General features: G+C 44.8%; 13 protein-coding genes. 6 read left to right on the forward strand and 7 right to left on the reverse strand.

Features of this window, described 5'->3' with window-relative positions:
* Positions 1–41 precede the first annotated feature (41 nt).
* Together sov and gcvH are read left to right on the forward strand one after the other, a co-directional pair.
* Complete coding sequence (gene sov, locus M9189_RS12110; protein WP_250723570.1) at positions 42–7,514, forward strand: T9SS outer membrane translocon Sov/SprA; 7,473 nt, start codon at positions 42–44, stop codon at positions 7,512–7,514.
* An 81-nt stretch (positions 7,515–7,595) separates the two neighbouring features.
* On the forward strand, positions 7,596–7,973 hold the full coding sequence (gene gcvH, locus M9189_RS12115) for a glycine cleavage system protein GcvH (protein WP_250723571.1): 378 nt from the start codon (positions 7,596–7,598) through the stop codon (positions 7,971–7,973).
* 154 nt (positions 7,974–8,127) lie between these two features.
* Here gcvH and M9189_RS12120 read toward each other — a convergent pair whose 3' ends face one another.
* Complete coding sequence (locus M9189_RS12120; protein WP_250723572.1) at positions 8,128–9,465, reverse strand: sigma-54-dependent transcriptional regulator; 1,338 nt, start codon at positions 9,463–9,465, stop codon at positions 8,128–8,130.
* Between the two features lie 130 nt (positions 9,466–9,595).
* On the opposite strand from M9189_RS12120, the gene porW reads away from it, so the two are divergent.
* From porW to M9189_RS12140, 4 genes are all read left to right on the forward strand, one after another.
* On the forward strand, positions 9,596–12,382 hold the full coding sequence (gene porW / locus M9189_RS12125) for a type IX secretion system periplasmic lipoprotein PorW/SprE (protein ID WP_250723574.1): 2,787 nt from the start codon (positions 9,596–9,598) through the stop codon (positions 12,380–12,382).
* Positions 12,383–12,424: 42 nt separating this feature from the next.
* The gene (gene porX, locus M9189_RS12130; protein WP_250723575.1) at positions 12,425–13,981 is read left to right on the forward strand and encodes a T9SS response regulator signal transducer PorX; all 1,557 of its coding nucleotides are present in this window, start codon (positions 12,425–12,427) and stop codon (positions 13,979–13,981) included.
* A gap of 24 nt (positions 13,982–14,005) precedes the next feature.
* The gene (gene tsaE, locus M9189_RS12135) at positions 14,006–14,431 is read left to right on the forward strand and encodes a tRNA (adenosine(37)-N6)-threonylcarbamoyltransferase complex ATPase subunit type 1 TsaE (protein ID WP_250723577.1); all 426 of its coding nucleotides are present in this window, start codon (positions 14,006–14,008) and stop codon (positions 14,429–14,431) included.
* An 83-nt stretch (positions 14,432–14,514) separates the two neighbouring features.
* A complete protein-coding gene (locus M9189_RS12140) occupies positions 14,515–15,744 on the forward strand; it encodes an alanine dehydrogenase (protein ID WP_250723579.1) in 1,230 nt (409 codons plus the stop codon).
* Between the two features lie 7 nt (positions 15,745–15,751).
* Here M9189_RS12140 and M9189_RS12145 read toward each other — a convergent pair whose 3' ends face one another.
* From M9189_RS12145 to M9189_RS12170, 6 genes are all read right to left on the reverse strand, one after another.
* Positions 15,752–15,997, reverse strand: coding sequence for a NifU family protein (locus M9189_RS12145; RefSeq protein ID WP_250723581.1), 246 nt, complete (start codon positions 15,995–15,997; stop codon positions 15,752–15,754).
* A gap of 15 nt (positions 15,998–16,012) precedes the next feature.
* Positions 16,013–17,125, reverse strand: coding sequence for an Mrp/NBP35 family ATP-binding protein (locus M9189_RS12150; RefSeq protein WP_250723582.1), 1,113 nt, complete (start codon positions 17,123–17,125; stop codon positions 16,013–16,015).
* 73 nt (positions 17,126–17,198) lie between these two features.
* Positions 17,199–17,555, reverse strand: coding sequence for an MGMT family protein (locus M9189_RS12155; RefSeq protein ID WP_250723584.1), 357 nt, complete (start codon positions 17,553–17,555; stop codon positions 17,199–17,201).
* Entirely contained in the window at positions 17,539–18,300 is a 762-nt protein-coding gene (gene trmB / locus M9189_RS12160; protein WP_250723586.1) for a tRNA (guanosine(46)-N7)-methyltransferase TrmB, read from the reverse strand. The genes M9189_RS12155 and trmB overlap by 17 nt, the downstream gene beginning before the upstream one ends.
* A 1-nt stretch (position 18,301) precedes the next feature.
* On the reverse strand, positions 18,302–18,763 hold the full coding sequence (locus tag M9189_RS12165) for a gliding motility lipoprotein GldH (RefSeq protein WP_250723587.1): 462 nt from the start codon (positions 18,761–18,763) through the stop codon (positions 18,302–18,304).
* Positions 18,756–19,931 carry a PSP1 domain-containing protein gene (locus M9189_RS12170; protein ID WP_250723589.1) on the reverse strand — a complete coding sequence of 392 codons (1,176 nt, stop codon included), beginning with the start codon at positions 19,929–19,931 and terminating at the stop codon, positions 18,756–18,758. Before M9189_RS12170 ends, M9189_RS12165 begins: the two co-directional genes overlap by 8 nt.
* Between the last annotated feature and the right edge of the window lie 17 nt (positions 19,932–19,948).

Below are 19,948 nucleotides of genomic sequence, written 5' to 3' on the forward strand. Positions count from 1 at the left end.
GCCTGTACTTGAGTACCCCTGTGCAGTAAACCCCAAAGTCTTTGAGAAAGAGTTTAACATATAAAATATTTGTACCGTTATTGTCTTCCCTGTTTGTACTGGCTGGTGCCGGTGAATACAAACCAGGTTCTCCTGCCTTGCAACTACCTTATTCCCAAAACGCCTCCGACACGATAGCTTCTCCCGTTGATCCTCTCAGAATCAACCCCCCGGTTGATCAGGTTTCCGGACGCCCTTCCGACAAGTCAGACCCTTTTATATTTCCCGAACCTGACAATATTGAGTACAGGACAGAATATGATCCGGCGACAGGCAGAATAGTAATGTACCGGATGATTGGAAATATCCCGGTGAAGCTTCCATACAGTATGACTGTAGAGGAATACAACAACCAACAGATACGTAACTCGCTCAGAGAATATTGGAGCCAAAAAGCAACTGAGGGAGCTACGGCTGAGGAAGACCGCTTCGGCCGTTTCAAAATCGGCGGGGATGTCTTTGAAAGTGTTTTTGGAAGCAATGTAGTAAATATCCGCCCCCAGGGTGTTGCAGAACTCAGAATTGGTGTCAACACTACAAAAATTGATAACCCCACATTGCAGGAAAGGCTGCGCAAGACTACCACCTTCGACTTCCAGCAAAAGATTCAGATGAATATTCAGGGGAGCATCGGGGAGCGCCTGAAACTTGGAATCAACTACAACACTGAGGGCACCTTCGACTTCGAAAACCAAATCAACCTTGAGTATTCAGGAGGCGAAGATGATATAATCAAGAAAATAGAGGCCGGGAACGTGAGTCTGGCATTGCCGGGAACGCTAATTACTGGAAGTCAGAGCCTTTTTGGTGTAAAGACAGAACTGCAATTTGGGAAACTCACAGTTCAAACCCTCTTTTCACAACAAAAGGGTGAGACAACTGTGATGAATATCCAGGGAGGTGCCCAAACCCAGGACTATGAAGTCTCAGCCGACCAGTACGATAAAAACAGGCACTTCTTCCTGTCTCATGTTTTCAAAGATCACTACGAAAGAGCCCTCGCCAATCTCCCTGTTATCAACTCCCCCTTTAATATAACAAAGGTGGAGGTATGGATAACCAATAGAACCAGCGACTTCCAGCAATCCCGCAATATAGTGGCTTTCTCAGACCTTGGTGAAGCCGCAGTCAATATGGAAAAACCCCTTACATGGAATGGCAAGGCCGCTGTTGCCTATCCCAGTAATGAAGCCAATGACCTATTCAACCAGATGACTTCTACCTATGCAGGCATCAGGGATATCAACCAGTCAACAGGCATTCTGCAGTCCATCACTACTATTGACCAAAATCCATTTACTAATTCACGGGACTATGAAAGGGTTGAGAATGCACGTCTAATTCCAGAGTCTGAGTACAAGGTCAATACCAAGCTTGGATACATATCTCTCAACACCCAGCTGAATGCTGACGAAGTCCTGGCTGTCGCCTTCGAATTTACATACAACGGTCAGGTTTACCGTGTTGGTGAATTTAGCAACTCAGGTATAGAAGCCCCCCAGGCCTTGATAGTAAAACTGCTGAAAGGCACTAACCTAAGTCCACGTATGAAGACATGGCAGCTCATGATGAAGAATATCTATTCAATCGGAGCCTATCAGGTCAGTCCGGATGATTTCAGGATGAACGTGGCCTTTATGAACGATTCTGTTGGTAGCTATATCACAACCTTCAATGAGGATGGAGAACATAACGGGAAGCTGTTTATTTCAATCCTCAACCTAGACAGGTTGAATAAGCAACTTGAACCATATCCTGATGGAACCTTCGACTTTGTTGCAGGCTATACTATTGCACCCGATCAGGGTAGAATAATCTTCCCCGTTTTGCAACCATTCGGTTCATTTATGGAGGAGAAACTCCAAAGTCTGCCCGCTTCGATAAGAGATAAGTATGTGTTCAAGGAATTATACGACTCAACACTGACGGTTGCTGGTCAGACTGCTGAAAAAAACAAGTACAGGCTTGTTGGTTCATACAAGTCCTCAGCCGGAGCTGAGATATCACTCAATGCCTTTAACATCCCACGCGGATCGGTTATTGTCACTGCCGGGGGACTAAAGCTAACCGAGAATATAGATTATTCCGTCGACTATACTGCCGGACGTATTACAATACTCAATAGTGGTCTTATGGAGTCGGGAACCCCTATTCAGGTTTCGCTGGAGAACCAGTCGCTGTTTAACCTGCAGACCAAGACCTTGCTTGGTACACATCTTGACTACCGCTTTAGTGAGGACTTCAATATCGGTGCAACAGTATTGCACCTTAGGGAAAGACCGCTTACCCAAAAGGTTGCCTTTGGAGATGAACCAATAGCCAACACGATATGGGGACTTAACACTTCCTACTATACGCAGTCCGACCTCTTGACAAGCCTTATTGATAAACTGCCACTGATACAGACTAAGGCGCCGTCATCCATCTCTTTTGAAGCTGAGTTTGCACAGCTGATTCCGGGGCACCCAAGTGTGATTAAAAAAGAGGGTAATTCATATATCGACGACTTTGAAGGTACCAAGATCCCAATAGATATGAAGCACCGGGAAGCATGGCAACTAGCAAGTGTACCCCAGGGTCAGGATCAGATCTTTCCCTATGCATCATTAAACAATGACCTGCGCTATGGCTACGGTAGAGCAAGATTGGCATGGTATCATATAGACCCCTTGTTCCTTCGCAATACCAACCTTACACCTGACCATATCCGTCGTGATAAGGATGCCAGATCTAACCACTATGTTCGTGAGGTCTATGAAAGGGAAATCTTCCCAAACAAGAATCCGGCTTACGGTGAGCCGACAAATATCTCGGTGCTTAACCTTGCTTATTATCCAACAGAAAGAGGTCCATACAACTTCAGTACTGACCTCAACCAGGACGGAAGCCTTAGAAATCCCAGACAAAACTGGGCTGGTATAATGAGAAAAATAGACACCAATGACTTCGAGGCTTCCAATATTGATCATATCGAGTTCTGGCTTATGGATCCCTTCATATATGATCAGGGAACCCATGAGGGAGGATACCTCTATATCAACCTTGGAGACATCTCAGAGGATATTCTGAAGGATGGCAGGAAATTTTTCGAACAGGGTCTGCCGGGACCTGGAGAACCCTTTGATGTGGATTCTACTGTTTGGGGCTACATCCCCAAACGTCAAAGCCTGGTCAATGCATTTAGCAACGATCCGCAAACCCGATTAATGCAGGATGTTGGTCTCGATGGGATGAACTCTGAAGCTGAGAGACGTTTTCTCAGACAAGGAAATAATGCCTTCCTGGAGGCAATAGAAAATATGTATGCCCAGGGACAGTTAAGTGAAGAGGCCTACAGGACAATCATCAATGACCCTGCAGGAGATGACTTCCGATACTTCAGGGGAGCAGATCTGGATAGATTGAGAGTTAGCATCCTTGATCGATACAAGTATTACAACAACCCGGAAGGTAACTCAAGGCCCTCGGAATATTCCGGAGAATCATTCAGTACTGCAGGAACAAATATCCCAGACGGAGAAGATATCAACCGCGATAACACACTCAGTGAGTCAGAAAGTTACTTCCAGTACAAGATTCGTCTCGAGCCCGGTCAGATGCAGATAGGACGCAACTACATAAGCGATGTGGTTACAAATACCGTCAAGCTTGAAAACGGTAGTGTCGAGGAAGTAACCTGGTATCAGTTTAAAATACCTGTCAGCGCTCCCGACACAGTAATTGGTGATATTGAAGACCTGCGCTCAGTACGTTTTATGAGGATGTTCCTTAATGATTTCGAAGACACTATAGTACTGCGCTTTGCTACTCTTGACCTGATCAGGGCTGAATGGCGCAGGTATGAAAAGGACCTCCACCAGACAGGAGATAATGTAAACCCAAACCCCAACACTAAATTTGATGTGTCTGCTGTCAATATTGAAGAAAACGGCCGTCGCGAACCAATACCCTACATACTTCCTCCGGGTGTTGACCGCGTTATCGACCCGGCCAACCCTTCTGTAAGAGAGTTAAATGAACAATCGCTTGCACTAAAAGTAAGCGACCTTGCAAGCGGAGATGCCCGTGCAGTGTATAAAAATATTGGTATGGACATAAGGCAATACCAGCGTATTAAAATGGACGTTCATGCCGAGGCAATAGAAGGATACGACCTTAGAGACGGTGAACTGCTTGTGTTTGTTAGACTGGGTACTGATTATCAAAACAACTACTACGAATACGAGTTACCACTCAAGCTGACTCCACCAGGACTTTACGTAAATGAGAATATCTCCCACAGGCACATAGTATGGCCGGATGAAAACAGGCTGGATGTGCCGCTTGACCTGTTCCAACAGGTCAAATTGCGACGTAATGATGCCATGAGGGTACTAAACTCTTCCGTAAGTCTAACCTCCGAATACCAGTGGTTTGATCCGGACAAGCCATCCAACAAGGTCAAGATAAAGGGTAATCCAAACCTTGCCAATGTCAAGACCATCATGATAGGTATTCGCAATAACTCACGTGAGGATAAGTCTGGCGAGATCTGGGTTAACGAACTAAGGTTAACCGACTTTAACGAAGAAGGCGGTTGGGCAGCCAACAGTCGAATGAATATCAAACTAGCCGATCTGGGTTCGGTATCTCTTGCCGGTAGGGCAAGCACTACAGGATTTGGGAGTATCGACCAAAGTGTCAACGAACGCAGCAAGGAAGATTTCTATCAATATGATGTTGCTACTAATCTTGAATTGGGCAAATTTGTTGGTCCCAATAGCCGCGTCTCTATCCCATTCTATGCTGGCTATAGTGAACAGGTGGCAACACCTGAGTATTACCCGCTCGACCCGGATATTCCACTGGATGTTGCTCTCAAGAATGCCGAAACAAAGGCAGAGCGTGACAGTATCAAACAGATTTCCCAGGACTACACCCAGAGAAAGAGTATCAACTTTACAAATGTCCGTATCCAGCCCCAAAAGACAGATGTCCCATTCTATTCACCGTCTAACCTGAGTGCTACCTACTCATACAACGAGACATACAGAAGGAACATAGACACAGAGTATCTTACTGACAAGAACTACAGGGGGATTTTAGCATACAACTTCCTAAACAGACCTAAGGCCATTGAACCATTCAGGAGCATTAAGGGTAAATCACTGGCCCTGATTCGTGATTTCAACTTCTACCTCGCTCCAACACAGTTGGGTTACCGCTGGGAAGTCAGTAGAGGCTATCGCGAGGAACAGCTTAGAAATATTACTAATCCATCATTCAAGATACCGGTAAGCGTCAATAAGGACTTTTACTGGAACAGGCATTTTGAGATAACATACAACCTGACCAAGAACCTTAAGATGGACTTCAGGTCAAGCAACAACGCAATAATCGATGAACCCGAGGGGCCGGTTAACAAGAACCGTTACCGCGATGACTATGAACTCTGGAAGGATTCCGTGATGTCTAACATCCTCAATCTTGGAAGAACTACCAATTACCAGCACAACCTCAGTGTCAGTTACCAGATACCTGTTAACAAGCTACCTTTGCTCGACTGGACCTCAGCATCTGTCAACTATGGGGCATTATACAACTGGCAGCAGGGACCTGTTACAACCCTTGAATATGAGTGGGGTAATACTATCCGAAATTCCAATTCCATCCAAGGTAATGCCCAGCTTAACTTTACAAGCCTGTACAACAAGTCTCCCTATCTCCGGACTCTGACCCAGAGTTCGCAACGCGGACGAAGTACTGCTCAAAACAATAACCAACAAGGAGAGACTGTACGCTTTACCCAGCATAACATTGAACTAAAGGCCGGTGAAGGTCTTACAATCAACCACCGTCTGGGAACTTCAAATGTTACTGCAAGGGTCTTCAACGAATCTGGCCATCCCATCAGGGGCGACCAAAAGATAGTTGATAACAATACCCTGATCTTTACCCCAAGTCAGGATGCAAGCAACGCAAGGATCATGGTATCAGGACAAAAGACTGAAGAAAAGAAGCCCGGTAAGGAAGTTAAAGACTTTGCTTTCAGATTCCTGACCGGGGTCAGGAACCTGTCCCTTACCTACTCGGAAAATAATGGGACCATTCTGCCTGGTTATATGCCCAGATCCAAATTTTTAGGTACATCAAACTATGAAGGTACAGGTGCTCCTGGTTTACCCTTTATCCTGGGATGGCAGAACCGTGATTTTGCAATGGAAGCAGCACAAAAGAACTGGCTGACTACCGACTCTACCCTCAACACTCCATATACAATGACCCACAGCCAGGATGTCACCATCCGACTGCAGTTGGAACCACTAAACGGTCTAAAGATAAATCTGACAGCCAACAGGAGATTTCAAAAGGGTATTAACGAGTACTACCTGTACAGTGATGGCGGCTTTAATGCATACAACACCATGGAGAATGGATCCTTGTCAATGACCGTCAACACCTTCAAGACGGCTTTCAAGAGCGTTGAAAACAGAGGTGTATATCAGTCAGAGATATTTTCCCGCTTCCTTGACAACAGGCAGATCATAGCAAATAGATTAGGAGAGGAAAGGAGGGGCAGCAATTTCCCGACAGGTGTTTATCCTGGGTCTCCATATGAAGTACTTGAAGGAAGACCTTATCGTCCTGAAGGCTATCCTGAAGACGGGCTTGGCGTTAGCAATGGTGCCGACGGTTACTCTCTGACATCGCAGGATGTAATGATCCCGGCCTTTCTGGCAGCATACACAGGCAAGAGTGCTGACAATATCTTCCTGGATGCAATTCCTTCAATATTGCAAATAAGACCCAACTGGACCATCAACTACGACGGTCTGTCTCGTATCAATTGGCTTAAAAAATATATCCGCTCATTCGATCTGAGTCATTCTTACAGGTCTACATACAACATAGGTCAGTTTATTACAAACTTCGACTGGGAAGAGATGCGTGACGGCTTCAGCTACATAAGAGACGAGAAGGGCAACTTCATTCCAAAGTACCAGATCAACGGTGTATCCATATCTGAGCAGTTTGCCCCCCTAATCATGGCCAACATAGTGTGGAACAACTCGTTGTCGACCCGCTTTGAATACAAGAAAAGCCGCATTATCAACCTGAGCCTCAACAACAACCAGCTTATCGAAAATTACAACGATGAATATGTGGTTGGTCTTGGATACAGGTTTGACAAGATGGATATGATACTGGGCTCTGGCAAGAACGCCAAAAAGCTTTCATCTGACCTTAATCTGAGAGCCGACATCTCGATAAGGGACAACTTCTCAGTTATAAGACGTATTGAGGAAGCAGTCAACCAGCTTACATCAGGTCAGAAGATTACAACTCTAAAGTTTACTGCTGACTATGTGCTTAGTGACAGGTTTAATATGCAGTTGTTTTATGACAGACAGCTAAACTCTCCTTATATCTCAACAAGCTACCCAATCACGAACAGCAGTTTTGGGGTAAACTTCAGATTTTCACTTACTCAGTAGGGTCTGATAAATATTTATGGAAAAACTGACCGTATCATAAAAATTAGTTAATTTTGATTCGTAATCTTATAATTCAGCGTCATGAATATACCTGAAAATTTAAAGTACACTAAAGACCACGAGTGGGTCAGAGTAGAAGGCAACATTGCAACAGTTGGTATTACTGATTTTGCACAAAGTGAACTGGGCGACATCGTTTTCGTTGAAATTGACACCGAAGATGAAGAACTGGCACAGGAAGAGGTTTTTGGTACAATAGAGGCAGTCAAGACAGTCTCTGATCTTTATATGCCCCTGTCGGGAACTATTATAGAGGTTAACGAAAATCTTGAATCACAACCTGAGTTGGTAAATAAAGATCCTTACGACGGAGGATGGATGGTAAAGGTTGAGATCAAGGACAAAGCAGAGATCGACAAATTGCTGTCTGCCGAGCAATACAAAGCCCTGATCGGTTAACAACACTGTTGTACAATTAAAGCATTTAGTCCGCCTCGCCCCAACGAGGCGGTTTTCTTTTCTATCACCAATACTTAAATGGCTTAGCAGCAGCTTCTACCAGGCTTTATACTACCCCGGCAGGCAACCGGAGAGGCATAACAGTCCGGATGTTTTATTCTCCCTGCTCCTCCCATTTCTTAAGCAGGTTATAAATAGTTGACTTCCCAATATCAAGTTTAGCAGCAACTGTCTTTACATCATTGTGATACTTTTCAAGATAATGCCTTATTATCTTATCGGAATACTGCTTCATCGTCATCTCCTCACTAAAAAAATCTGCAACTGATGCAGTGCTGTTGAATACAATATGCTCCTCGTCAATTACAGTGGAGTCGGTAAGAACAGCTGCCAGTTCAATAACTGCCTTTAGTTCACGCACATTCCCTGGATAGGGATACTTGAGCAATTTCCTATTGGCTGCAGCACTTAGCTCCTTCTTATCCATCCCATTTATATTACAAAAGTCTGTAAGAAAAATCCCGGCAAGCAGTATTATATCCTTCTTCCTTTCCCGTAATGAAGGTAGGTAGACCGGGATCCCCATCAGACGGAAATATAGATCCTCTCTGAAGCGCCTGGCCCTCACTTCCTCTGCCAGATCGACCGTTGAGCCCGCAATAATTCTCACATTGAGGTCCTTAGACTTTTTACCCTGGGCGGACTTTATACTGCCTGTAAGATAGCTTAGCAGGGAAAATTGCACATCGGCTGGTAAAAGTTCTATATCCTCAATAAATAAGGTCCCGTTGGCAGCCTCAGCAATCTTGCCCGACAAGGGTATTTCACCATCCCTCAGATCCTCGACACCAAAAAGCTCCTCTCTTATCATACCAGGAGGAACAGCTCCCACACTGAAGGATACAAAGGGCATAGCAGCCCTTTCAGAGTTGTAATGTATAGCCCGGGATATCATGCCTTTGCCTGTTCCCTCTTCTCCACACAACAGCACATTTACATTTGCCATCCTACTTGCCTTCTCCATAAGAGCCAAGGCTCTCTTCATGGCTCGACTCTCACCAACTATCTCCTCAAAATCATAATAGCGCTCAGATATCTCAGACCTTAGTTTGCTCAGTTCCTGACTTATCTTAAACTTACTCCTGATATGGCTGATACAATGAAGAAGCCTCTCCCGCACATTCTCATCCTTGGCTATATAGTCATAGGCTCCTAGCTTAAGCATCTGGACAGCAAGTTTGAGGTCATCATGGCCAGAGATAACTATCACCTCGGTCGATGGACTCAAACGTTTAATCTGCCCTAGCAGATCAAGACCAAAATAATCTGGTAATCCTATATCCAGAGTTATGACTTCAGGATGTTCTGAAAGATGTCTGATCAAATCCCCTCCATTAAAAAAAGTGCTGATTACCAATTCTTTCTCTTTCTTGAGAGCATTTGCTATAAGGCTATTAAACAACCTGTCATCCTCAACGACGAATATTTTCATCTCAGGGCTATATGATTCAATTTGATTAACGGTAAATTTAAGTTCTAAAACTAATTAAACTATATTTACCGGGTGGCAAAATAAAAGCCCGAAATCTCTGTTTTATTATTGAATCATTGCCGTTCAGCTGATGCCGATAAGAAAATTGATATTACTCTCAGCCCTGTTTTGGCTCGTTTCCTGCTCAACTCAAAAAAACACCTGGCTGTCAAGGAATCATAATGCCATGACTGCCCGTTACAATATTCTGTTCAACGGGGAACAAAGTTTTCAGCGCGGGGAGGAACAACTGAGACAAAATCATCAGGATCAGTTCACAAGTATTCTTCCACTTTTTCCTTATAGCGGTGATGATAAGGCCGGTGCTGTCAAAGGTGATATGGATAATGCAATTGCAAAAGGCCTTAAGGTCATACAGAAGAAAAGTATCACAGTCCGCCCCAAAGGGCGCCCTGACCGCAACAACCCCAGGCAGGTCGCATTTTACAATCAAAGAGAATTCAACAAGGTAGTAGGAAACGCATATATCCTTATCGGCAAGGCTCACCTTTTCAATCATGAATATTACGATGCCCTGACTGCCCTTGATTATGCCTTCAGGGACTTCCCCGGAAAGCCTGTGCAGTATGAAGCTCTCATATGGATGGCAAGAACACGTATCGAGATGGGGGATTTCGAAAATGCACGTATTGTCCTGGACCGTTACGATGCCCTTGGTGATGCTCCGGCAAAGTACTATGCAGATTATATGGCAACCTATGCCGATTACCTCATCCGCTCAGGGCAGTACAACAGTGCCATTCCTTTCGTTGCGGCTGCGGCTGAAGGAGCCCGTGACAAGTGGGACAGATCCAGACGCAACTACATCCTGGCCCAGCTTTATGAAAAAGCCGGTCGCCTTGACAATGCTAAAGATGCGTACCTGAAGGTAGCCCGCTCTTCTCCAGGATATGATATGGAGGTAACAGCCCGGCTTAATGTGATGCTTCTTGAGAGTAAGCTAAACGGCAATATAGGGGAGACAGTCAGGGAATTGGATCGTATGGCCGGACAATTTAAGAACCAAGAGTACAGGGACAGAATCTATATGACAAAGGCCAGGCTTTCACTATATGGACAAGATACGCTACAAGCCCTTGTCAATCTGAGGCTGGCTGCAGGATACAACATTGGTAGCAGGGATCTCCTGGCTGAATCCTTCCTCAACATGGCTGATATATATTTCGACATCCCTGACTACATGGCATCCTATGCATACTACGACAGTGCTCTGATAAATATCCCCCAGACTCATACCAGACTGGAACAAATCAAATTCAGACACAAGGGACTGAAGAACTTGTCGGCCCATCTTAATACTATTTATACACAGGACAGTCTGCAACGGCTGGCAGCTATGACTGATGAGGAACTAATCTCCTATCTGGAAGCATATGTGGAGGCTGAAAAACAGTCGCGTCTCAACAAGGATATAAGTGGAGGAGGCTCAAATTATAATACAGGTTTCGATCCCCTGCTGCAAAGAAGCATGTCATCCCAAATGTATGGTAGTCAGGACGGACGTGGTGCATGGTATTTCTACAATCCTACCATGGTCACCCTTGGTAAAATGGAGTTTGAAAGACGTTGGGGTCGCAGACCAGCTGAGGATAACTGGCGTCGCTCGGATAAGAGTGCCGTTGCAATTTCCGACTTCTCACAACCACCAGCTCTTCCAGGTGACCCGGGAGAAAGACCGCAGGACACGCCCGGAGCAGGCACTATTCCAGACGGAGCTCTTGGACAATCTGATGAGCTACCAAGTGTAGACAGGCTCAAATCAACAATTCCCCGATCCAAAGAGGATATTGAAGCTTCTCACAAGCTAAAAGGTGAAGCCTACTTCAAAGCAGCCCTTGTTCTGCTGGATTATTTCAATCTGCCTGAACAGGCCATCGTGCTTCTATCTTCTCTGCTCAGCCAATACCCTGATCACGAACTTGCAGAACAGGCCTTGTTCTGGAGCTATAGGGCACAGCTTGCTGCAGATAATGAACAACAGGCACAGACTGTGGGCTCATCATTGTTGCGACGCTTTCCAGACGGATACTATGCTCCTTTTGTGAGAGATCCTGAATATGCCACAAAGCTCTATGAGGCATCAAGGGAACTATATACTAGATACGAGGATGCATACAATGCATATAGGAGCAATGGCTTTGAAGAAGCTTTGTCCCATACATCTTACATCAGAAAGGGCAATCCAGATCCATCCCTGGAACGTAAGGCAATACTATTGTCAGCAATCAGCAACGGAAAACTGGGACAAAAGGATGGTTTTGTTAGAGACCTGAAGGAACTATCAGGAGAATATCCAGAAAGTGCTGAAGGAAAGATGGCAGGAAAATGGCTTGCAATGCTCGATGAAGGTATGCAACCGGTCGCCGGGCCTGTTGCCTATGGGGATGCAAGCGTAAGTGTTGGATTGGCCGGTACAGACGACCCTGGCTCAACTGCCTTCGGACCTCTGTATTCTTTCGAGCCATCATCCACTCACAGCATTTTCGTAGTTGTAGATGCTGATGCCAATATCAACAGGTTGATCTTCAATTTGGCAGACTACAACTTCAATCGCTTCCTGCTTGCAGATTATGAGCTGGAGGCACATACCTTGCCAAATGGTCAAAGACTTATAAGCATAAGCTCATTCAACAATAACCGCGAAGCAATGGATTATTTCTATGCTCTTCGCTCCAATCCCCGCCTGCTGAATGTAGGTAATATCAACAGAGCTCTGATAATGACTGCATCTGAAACCAACCTCAAGGTCCTTCTGAAAACGGGAAACCTGGAGGCATATCAGAACTTCTTTACAGAAAATTACCTGTCGGGAAGTGGAGGTTATATAATAGATGTGTTGTACGAAACCCAAAACTAAACAACCCCGGTCTTCTTAGTAAAAACGAAAATCAGAAAGAGGATGGAAAATATACAAAAGTACAGATTACTGTGGGTTGATGACGAAATAGACCACCTAAGGGCTCACCTTCTGTTTCTCGAAGAAAAGGGCTTTACGGTAGATACAGCAACCAACGGCAGGGATGCAATAGATATGCTTTCAGGCGGAGCATATAGTCTGGTATTCCTAGACGAAAATATGCCGGGACTTAGCGGACTTGGAACACTGATGAGAATCAAGGAGCAGAATCCTGCGCTGCCAGTTGTGATGGTTACCAAGAGCGAGGAAGAGGAGATTATGGATCAGGCTATTGGCAGCAAGATCGCCGATTATCTGATAAAACCGGTAAATCCAAACCAGATTCTTTCCTCAATCAAAAAGATTCTGGGTCGCCACAGCCTTGTCAGCAAAAAAGCCACTACTGATTATCAGTCTGTATTCTCAAGGATAGGAATGAGACTCAATGAGAGGCTCAACTACAATGAGTGGTATGAATTGTACAGGCAACTGGTATTCTGGGAACTTGAGCTGCAGTTTACCGACAGCTCGATGAACGAGGTACTGCTGATGCAAAAAAATGAAGCCAATAAACGCTTTGCAGTTTTTGTAAAGGAAAATTACTCCGACTGGCTCAACAGCGATGATGCACCTATGATGTCGCACACTATGATGAAGCGCAAGGTCCTGCCCATGCTCAAAAAAGGCGGACCGGTTGTAATGATAGTTATAGACAATTTCAGATTTGACCAGTGGGAGGTAATTAAAAGGGAAATAGCTCCATTCTTCAGTTTCGCAGAAGATGAGCTGTATTTCAGCATCCTTCCTACTGCTACACAGTTTGCACGTAATGCTATCTTTTCAGGTTTGCTTCCACTCAATATAGCCAGAATCAGGCCTGACCTCTGGGTTGAGGATGACGAAGAGGGAAGCAAAAACCAACATGAGGAAGAGCTAATAAAGGATTATATTGCAAGGGTTAGGGAACCTTTCAAGGTATGGTATGAGAAAATCAACGATTCCGATTCAGGAAAGAAGCTTCTCGACAATTACAAACGCTTCAGGGAAAATGATCTGTCAGTAGTTGTGATAAACTTTATTGACATGCTGTCGCATGCACGTACAGAACTCAAGATGATTAAGGAACTGATTACTGATGAATCATCCTTCCGTTCGCATACCCGCTCATGGTTCCTTCACTCACCGTTGTTCGAACTCCTAAAGCGCCTTTCACAGGAGAAAGTAAAAATAATACTGACTACCGACCATGGAACCATACGAGTACAGGATCCCGTCAAGGTAGTGGGCGACAGAGCAGTAAATACCAACCTCAGGTTTAAACAGGGTAAGAACCTTGCCTATGACGACAAGTCAATCTATGAAGTCAAGAAACCCGAGCAGATCTTCCTGCCAAGGCCCAACGTTTCTACAACCTATATCTTTGCGACCGGCAATACTTTCTTTGCCTATCCCAACAACTACAATTACTATGTAAACTATTACAAGGATACATTCCAGCATGGAGGTATTTCCATGGAAGAGATGATGGTTCCTTTTGTCGTTCTGGAGCCAAAGTCTTAGTTTTACATGCTAATTATTTGAGTAATGATCTTTTCGGCAAAAACACCTGAAGAACTTGGGGAGGCCGCCAGAGCTCTGGTGGCCTTGCTCGATGTACAACCGGTAGCTGCTTTCTACGGTGAGATGGGGGCAGGTAAAACAACCCTGATAAAACAGGTTTGTAGGGAACTGAAGGTGCTTGACCCTGTCAGTAGTCCTTCTTTTGCAATTATAAATGAATACAGATGCGAAGACGGACGTCCCGTATATCACTTTGATCTGTACAGGATGAAAAAGCCTGAAGAGCTTTTTGATATAGGTGCGGATGAATACCTCTATGGGGGTGACATTTGTCTTATTGAATGGCCCGAAAAGGCAGAAGATCATATCCCATTTGAAAGGATTAACGTTAACCTCCAACTCCTTCCCGATGGTACCAGAGAGATCAGGATCAATAACACTACCCCCTGATATGCCGGCCAGTTAATGTGCTTTTTCTAGAAAGGCATTCTTAATAATTTTGTATATTCGGGTAATCTAAAGACTTCAATAACATGACCAACATCGAGAAACGGGCATCTTTTATTGCAATCAGGTATACCCAGCACATCACCAGTGAAGAGATGCTTGAGGTGGGTCGGAAACAACGCTCGCTTACGATTGGGATACCTCTGGATACCGACAAATCGGAAAACAGGGTGTCGTTAACACCTCAGGGTGTGGAATTGCTTGTTGAGAATGGCCACAAGGTTGTCATTGAGTCTGGTGTTGGTGAAAGGGCAAATTATTTTGATAGGGATTTTGCTGAAGCAGGGGCCATCGTTGCAAGTGGTAAGGATGAAGTATTCAGATCAGATATCATACTTAAAATCTCCCCTCCGACTGAGGAGGAAATAGAAATGATGACAAATGATCAGGTCATCCTCTCCTACCTTCAATTTTCAAAGCAGACCAGAGAGTCTATTGTCAAAATGATGAACAGGCGGATTAATGCAGTCGCCTATGAATTCATGCGTGATAATGAGGGTTGCTATCCTGTAATTCAGAGCATGAGTGAAATTGAAGGTTATGCTGCTATCAGCATTGCATCCGAATACCTTAGCAAGGCACATGGAGGGAAGGGAGTATTGCTTGGTGGAATCACCGGAGTTTCGCCCACTGAAGTTGTTATTATCGGAGCCGGCACTGCAGGCGAATTTGCTGCAAGAGCTGCACTTGGACTGGGCTGCCAGATCAAGGTGTTCGACAATTCCTATCAGAATCTCAGGGAACTTGAACGTAATCTGGGCCAGCGAGTGTTTACCTCTGTGCTGCATCCCCACGTACTTACAAAGGCATTAAAGTCTGCAGATGCCGTGGTGGCAAGTCTACGCTATTTTGAGAATGATACAGCTTTCTATATAACCTGTGAGCAGATTGAACAGATGAAACCAGGATCTGTGATAGTGGATCTTAGCATTGGCGACGGACGCTGCTTTGAATCCATGGCAGCGTCTTCTCACGATCCTGACAAACCATTTATAAACAAAAATGGTGTCATACACTATATGACACCAAACGTAGCTTCAAGGGTTTCACGTACCGCATCCATTGCACTAAGTAATATTATCGCACCCATTATTCTCAAAATGGCAAATGCCGGGGGTATTCACCAGCTAGTCAAGGAAGATCTGGGCGTAAGCAATGGCACCTACCTGTATAAAGGCATACTAACAAACCAATATATAGGTAACAGCCTTGGACTGCCATCCAAGGACATAGGCCTGCTACTTGCTGCTTTCTAAGCACAACTTATACTGCAACGACTTCCCTAACTACCGGAACCTTGGTTCTGATAACCATCTCAACCCCATTGCGAAGGGTCTGCATACTCATTGGGCAACCGTCACATGCACCTATAAGCTGAACCTTCAATATCCACTCATCAGTAAGATCAATGATGTTGATATCACCACCATCAGCCTGCAGATAAGGACGGATCTCATCCAGAGCAGCCGCCACCTCCTTCAAAACAATGTCTTTCTCGCTATTATCCATTACTCTATACCCCTCTTATTTTCTGTTAACTTCAACTATTTTCGTACGTGGCAGCTGGCTGTTGCGCTTCTCAACTGCTTCAACAACTGCATCAGCTAGTTTTGAGAATGCAACTCCTGTGATACTATCAGTATTAAGCGCTGCTGGCATACCTTCATCTCCACCCTCCCTGATACTTTGTACTATCGGGATTTCTCCAAGTAGCGGTGTGCCTGTCTCCTCTGCCAGCTTCCTGCATCCTCCCTGTCCAAAAATATAGTACCTGTTCTCAGGCAGCTCAGCAGGGGTAAACCATGCCATATTCTCCACAAGTCCCAATACCGGGACATTTATCTGTTTACCCTGAAACATACTGATACCCTTGCGTGCATCAGCAAGTGCAACATCCTGAGGTGTACTTACTACAACAGCTCCTGTCAAAGCAATTGTCTGCACTATGGTCAGGTGAATATCACCTGTGCCTGGAGGCAAGTCTATCAGCAAATAATCCAAATCACCCCACAGACCATCAGCTATCAGCTGCCTTACTGCAGAGGTTGCCATCGCCCCTCTCCATACAAGAGCATCAGTGGGATTGACAAAATATCCTATACTAAGCAGTTTTACACCATATTTCTCTACCGGGATAATCCTGTCCTTTCCATCAACCTTCTCTACATAGGGACGTGCATCTTCGGTAGCAAACATCTTAGGTACAGAAGGCCCGTAAATATCAGCATCAAGCAAACCTACACTGTATCCCTTAAGGGCAAGCGCAACCGCAAGGTTGCTGCTTACAGTAGATTTGCCAACTCCTCCCTTACCTGATGAGATAGCTACAATATTCTTTATCCCGCTCAAAGGGGGCTCCTCGATCTTCTTTACCTGCCTTGGCTTAACCTTGACATAAATATTACCCTTGATCTCAACACCGTCACCAATATAGGTCTCTATGGCCTTCTCGGCAGCACTTTTAATGGGACCTATCATGGGATCATTTGCGCGATCAAAAAGCAAGGAAAAACTGATTCGCTTGCCATCAATGCGGATATCATCCTCTACCATCTCCAGGCTGACAATATCCTTGCCCTTGCCCGGGTGAACCACATGCTTGAGAGCATCAAGCACCAGCTTCGGATAAAAGCTCATGTTGTTTTATTTAAACCAATTAAAAACTGTAGCAAAAATACTAAAATAAAAACGGATAGCAATAATCTGATTATTACAGATTCGGAATCTCCTTAATTGGATCCCAGAAAAGCATCTCAAAGCACTGAACCTTGTCATCGACAACCTCAATCCCCTCCCTACGTAGCAGTTCCTCCATCGAGGTCCCCGACCTGAAGGCATGTTTTCCTGTAAGCATGCCGTTGCGGTTGACAACTCTGTGGGCCGGGACATCATCCAGTCCTGGCCCAAGATTATTCAATGCCCAACCCACCATTCGAGCAGCACCAGGGGAACCAATTGCAACAGCAATGGCTCCATAGGAAGTTACCCTGCCCTCTGGAATCAGTCGAGCAACCTCATATACAAGATCAAAAAAGCCCTGATCTTTGGGTTTATCCTTGCTGGTCATCGAATGCAACTCTTCTGCCTGTGTTTCGGTAGTTGTCCCGGGGAATATCAACCTGCGGCTCAACAAGCGTATTCTTGTTGTCAAGTCTGAAACTCAAATACTTGATTGCCATACCCTGTCCAAGGAAACGCTCCTCGTAATACGTTCTCACTGACAGTATCTCATCCTCAAACCCGGAATTGTATAGATCTGATTGATCCGTAATCATTGTCAACCCATTATGGAGCACCAGCTCACGGGTATAGATGTACATAAAGTTACTGTCGGTTTTAAGATGGATAATACCTCCTGGCTTTAGGAATCTGGCATATAACTCTAAAAACCTGCAGGCGGTAAGACGCTTGCGTGTCTTTTGCATCTGTGGATCGGGGAAGGTCAGCCAAATCTCATCAATCTCTGATGGAGCAAAGAAAGAACCTATCATCTCTATCCTGCTTCTGATAAAAGCAGCGTTCCTTAGACCCTCTTTGTACGCAGTACTTGCTCCATTGTACATTCTTGCCCCTTTGATGTCCACCCCAATAAAATTCTTGTCCGGATATTTCCTGGCAAGCGCAACAGTATATTCTCCCCTGCCACAACCAAGTTCCAAAACAACAGGATTGGTGTTGCCAAAAAACTCAGCAGACCACCTGCCTTTTAACTTGTAATCCGTCCTGAATACTTCGCTGAAATCAGCCTGAATCACGTTGGGAAGTTTGTCCATCTCGGCAAACTTCTCCAGTTTATTCATCTTCCTGGCCAAACTATTTCTCTGATTTGTTGATACGGAATTCCAGTTTACTTACTCCTCTGAGTTTCTCCTCTCGCATGCCTTGTCTGATTGCAAAGCGGTAATTCCCTGTGTGAGCCATTTTCACATAATCCCTGTATGAGATATTAACAACATAGTTCTTACCCTTTTTCGCACCAACCCACTTACCACTACTCTCAGCTATTATGTAGTTAAGTGTGTCAGTGAACTGACTACCATTATCACTGCTCACCTCAAGGAAGAGCCAGATATTTGAATAAGGGTAGTCATCAGTATGGGTAATAGTCATACCGATATCAAGCAGGGAAATGGTATCGGTCAGCTCAACATCAAAATAAAGGGTGTCATTAATATCCCATCCGGTCTTGTCTATATCAATAGACTCCGAATAAATCACCCTGTCTGCACAGGAAGTGCAGACAGCAAGCAGTGCTAGCAATAAAAACCTAGTCATTACCATTGTTTGATATACCCTTGTTGTTGTTTGGTTTACCGGTACGGCGGGCCTTCTTTCTTCTCCTGTTATTATTGTTATTTCCCTTCTTTGCCTTATCGTCGAAGCGAGTTAGGCTTTCCTCTTCAATAACGTTTGCATATCCCGGTTCGCTCGGTCCCTTTTCCTTAACTTCAACCTCAGCTTCAAGCTCCTTGATTCTTATTCCTTTCTTGTTTAGCTTGAGATACTCTTTAACGCTGTCAACAGAAAGGGTTACTATATTGCCAGAACCTCCACTGTCCCTGCTAGAGCAGTACCACATCAAACGCTTAAACACATCTGTCTTAAGGTGGAAATAAAGTCCATCCTGTGTGTCAATAGGCGTGGATGTATCTGGGAAGTCCTGCTGTGCTTCTATATATGCATCAAGTTCATAGTTGAGGCAGCACTTCAACTTTCCACATTGACCGGCCAGCTTCTGTGGATTAAGTGAAATTTCCTGATACCTGGCTGCAGTAGTGCTAACTGACTTGAAGTTGGTTATCCAGGTTGAGCAGCAAAGTTCCCTGCCACACGGTCCGATACCACCTATGCGCCCTGCCTCCTGGCGGGCGCCGATTTGCCTCATCTCTATCCTTACCTTGAAACGATCGGCAAGAACCTTGATAAGTTCCCTGAAGTCAACCCTTTCATCGGCTATATAGTAGAAAATCGCCTTTGTCCTGTCACCTTGATATTCAACATCCCCAATCTTCATATTAAGTCCCAGGTTCTGGGCAATTCGGCGGGACTCCAGCATGGTCTCTCTTTCAAGCCCCTTAGCTTCTTCCCACTTCTCAATATCAAGTTGCTTTGCCTTGCGATAGACGCGTTTAAACTCATAATTATCCGGAGAAACTCCGTTCTTCTTCATCTGAAGCAGCACCAAATCTCCAGTCAGACTTACTATACCAATGTCATGACCAGGCGATGCTTCCACCGCCACTACATCACCTTTGGCAAGTTTTAGTTGTGCAGAATTCTTGTAATACCCCTTGCGGGTGTTCTTAAACTGAACTTCAACAATATCGCAGTTTTGAACACTTTCAGGTAAATCCGCCAACCAGTCAAAAACATCCAGCTTGCCACACCTGTCACCACAGGAATCACATTTGCTTCCTGTTACGACTATATCTTGTTCGCTCATACGCTACATCAATTTGT

The sequence above is a fragment of the Xiashengella succiniciproducens genome (assembly GCF_023674465.1).
Lineage (GTDB): Bacteria > Bacteroidota > Bacteroidia > Bacteroidales > Marinilabiliaceae > Geofilum > Geofilum succiniciproducens.